We start from the raw sequence: 2403 nt of genomic DNA, 5'->3' as shown, positions 1-2403 counted from the left end.
GGGTGAAGATCCAAGTGCCTGACCTCCGCCTCCAAGACTATGCGGCCCTCCCCACAGGCACGGCGCTGGAGCGAACTCCCCGCTACGCCGAGCGGAAATGCATCCCGCGTAGCAAATAGTTGGAACAGATGACCTGCGTGTGCTCCAGCCTTTCCGCGGCGACAACGTCCGGCATCGGCATCGGTGCTGCCGCGGCGCGGGCTGACACGCAGGTCAGCCCCTACCGGTCCGCGGTGATTGCGTCTGGTATCGGCATCGGTGCTGCTGCGGGTGCCGACACGCAGGCGGCCCGTACCGGTCTGCGGCGAAGGTGCTTCGGGCCGGCATCGGCGCATCTGCGGTGCGGGCGGCGGCGCAGGGCGGCGCTGGTGGAGCGGGAAGGATGGGCTTCGGGTGAGGCGAGGTGCGGTGGATGTGCGGCGGATCTTTCGGACGACGATCGAGGGGTGTATGGAGCAGCATGCGATGACGAGGGCGAGGACCGCGGGCAGCCTGGTCACCGGCGGCGGGGTGGAGTTTCGCGTGTGGGCGCCGGGGCACGACGGCGTGGACGTGGTCGTGTACGGTCCCGACGCGGAGGCCATCCACCCCATGGAGCCGGAGGGCGACGGCTGGTTCTGCGCGGAGGTGGAGGGCGCCGGGGCGGGCACGCGCTACAAGTACCGCCTGGACGGCGGCGAGGCGTTCCCCGACCCCGCGTCGCGCGCGCAGCCGGACGGCGTGCACGGTGCCAGCGAGGTCGTGGATCCCACGGCGTTCCGCTGGACCGACGCCGGCTGGCGGGGCATTCCCCTCGACGAGATGGTCATCTACGAGCTGCACGTGGGCACCGCCACGCCCGAGGGCACCTTCGACGGGCTGATCGCGCGGCTGGACCACTTCGCCGAGCTGGGCGTCAACGCACTCGAGCTGATGCCCGTGGCGAGCTTCGCCGGCGACCGCAACTGGGGCTACGACGGCGTCGCGCTGTACGCCCCCGCACGCGCCTACGGCGGTCCCGCCGGCCTCCGCCGGCTGGTGGACGCGGCGCACGCGAAGGGCCTGGCCGTGATCCTGGACGTGGTCTACAACCACCTGGGGCCCGAGGGGAACTACCTGCCGCTGTTCACCAGCGGGCGCTTCTTCACGGACCGGCACAAGACGCCGTGGGGCGACGCGGTGAACTACGACGGGCCGGACTGCGGCGCCGTGCGCGACTTCGTGGTGGGCAACGCCGTCCACTGGGTCGCCGAGTACCATGCCGACGGGCTGCGGCTGGACGCCACGCACGCCATCCTGGACGACTCCGAGTGGCACGTGCTGCAGGAGCTTGCCGTGCGTACGCGGCAGGCCGCCGCGCCCCGCCACCTCGCGCTCATCGCCGAGGACGAGCGCAACGAGTGCCGCGTGGTGGCGCCGCAGCCGGACGGGCTGGGGCTAGGCGCGGTGTGGGCCGACGACTTCCACCACGAGGTCCGCCGCATGCTCGCGGGCGACTCGGAGTCGTACTTCGGCGACTACGCGGGCACGGCGGGCGAGTTGGCGGAGACGCTGCGCGAGGGGTGGTTCTACCGGGGGCAGCATTCGAAGAACCGCGGCTGCCCGCGCGGCACGTCCACCGAAGGGCTCCCGCCGCGGGCGTTCGTGCACTGCATCCAGAACCACGACCAGGTGGGCAACCGCGCGCTGGGCGGCCGGCTGCACCACGAGATCGATCCGCCCGCGTACCGCGCCGCATCCGCGCTCCTCCTCTTCTCCCCGTACACACCCATGCTGTGGATGGGGCAGGAATGGGCCGCATCCACCCCGTTCCTCTACTTCACCGACCACCCGGAAGAGCTGGGGAAGCTGGTGACGGAGGGACGCCGCGAGGAGTTCAAGAAGTTCAGCGCCTTCGCAGACCCTGAGGTGCGCGAGCACATCCCCGACCCGCAGGCGGAGAGCAGCTTCCAGCGTTCCAAGCTACGGTGGGAAGAGACGGGAGATGCGGACCACGCGCCCGTCCTCGCGCTCTATCGCGAGCTTCTCCGCCTGCGCCGCGCCGAGCCCGCGCTCGCCCGCCGCGATCGAGCCGGATTCGCCGTGGCCGCCCTGGACGACAGCGGCATTGCCCTCCGCCGCACCGGCGAGCGCGGGGTGGAGATGCTCCTCGTAGCCTCGTTCGCCGGCCCGCTCCGCGCCGACCTCGCCGCGCACGACGAGACGCGCCCGGCGGACGGCTGCCGCTGGGACCTGGTTCTGTCGACGGAAGAACCGCGGTTCGGAAGGACGGAAGAGGGCGAGCCCGTCTCGGTTACTGCGGATGGCGTGGTGGAGATGCGTGGGCCGGGAGCGGTGATCCTGCGCAACGTGGAGGGTTGAGGCAGGCTGGGTAGGTGGGGCGCCCACTGCCGCAGCCTGTCCTCCGCACGTCGGGAGAGGGGA

General features: G+C 71.6%; 1 protein-coding gene. It reads left to right on the top strand.

Features of this window, described 5'->3' with window-relative positions; all coding sequences use genetic code 11:
* The first annotated feature begins 465 nt into the window (after window positions 1–465).
* Window positions 466–2340 (top strand): malto-oligosyltrehalose trehalohydrolase, encoded by a 1875-nt coding sequence (gene treZ, locus VFE05_17910; GenBank protein ID HET6231953.1) that lies wholly within the window; start codon window positions 466–468, stop codon window positions 2338–2340.
* Window positions 2341–2403: the final 63 nt, after the last annotated feature.

Source organism: Longimicrobiaceae bacterium (assembly GCA_035696245.1).
In the GTDB taxonomy this organism is placed as follows: domain Bacteria; phylum Gemmatimonadota; class Gemmatimonadetes; order Longimicrobiales; family Longimicrobiaceae; genus DASRQW01.
Note: the sequence above shows the minus strand (reverse complement) of the source record. Positions and strands in the feature narration are given on the sequence as shown.